Below are 743 nucleotides of genomic sequence, written 5' to 3' on the forward strand. Positions count from 1 at the left end.
CTCTTCCGGACTCAAGACATCCAGTATCAAAGGCAGTTCCGGGGTTGAGCCCCGGGATTTCACCCCTGACTTAAATGTCCGCCTACGTACGCTTTACGCCCAGTAATTCCGAACAACGCTAGCCCCCTTCGTATTACCGCGGCTGCTGGCACGAAGTTAGCCGGGGCTTCTTCTGTGGGTACCGTCATTATCGTCCCCACTGAAAGAGCTTTACAACCCTAGGGCCTTCATCACTCACGCGGCATGGCTGGATCAGGCTTGCGCCCATTGTCCAATATTCCCCACTGCTGCCTCCCGTAGGAGTTTGGGCCGTGTCTCAGTCCCAATGTGGCTGATCATCCTCTTAGACCAGCTATGGATCGTCGCCTTGGTAGGCCATTACCCCACCAACCAGCTAATCCAACGCGGGCTCATCCATCCCCGATAAATCTTTCTCCCTCAGGACGTATACGGTATTAATTCCAGTTTCCCGGAGCTATCCCGTAGAGATGGGTAGATTCCCACGCGTTACTCACCCGTCTGCCACTCACTCCGAAGAGTGCGTTCGACTTGCATGTGTTAAGCCTGCCGCCAGCGTTCGTTCTGAGCCAGGATCAAACTCTCAGGTTTGATAAGAGCTTTTCCCTGACCGTCACTGTCTCAAAGCATTTGACGAGAGTTACTCGGACGCCCCCGCCGCCAGACCGGCCCGCATCACTGCAAAGCCAGACCAACACCGAAAACGCCCTTCGCTCGACACCATC

The 743-nt window shown here is 55.3% G+C and carries 1 rRNA gene; it reads right to left on the bottom strand.

Going from position 1 to position 743, the window contains the following annotated elements:
• Nucleotides 1–609 (bottom strand): 16S ribosomal RNA (locus MJ956_RS18655); the annotation flags it as partial.
• Between the last annotated feature and the right edge of the window lie 134 nt (nucleotides 610–743).

Source organism: Aurantimonas marianensis (assembly GCF_024195285.1).
In the GTDB taxonomy this organism is placed as follows: Bacteria; Pseudomonadota; Alphaproteobacteria; order Rhizobiales; family Rhizobiaceae; genus Aurantimonas; species Aurantimonas marianensis.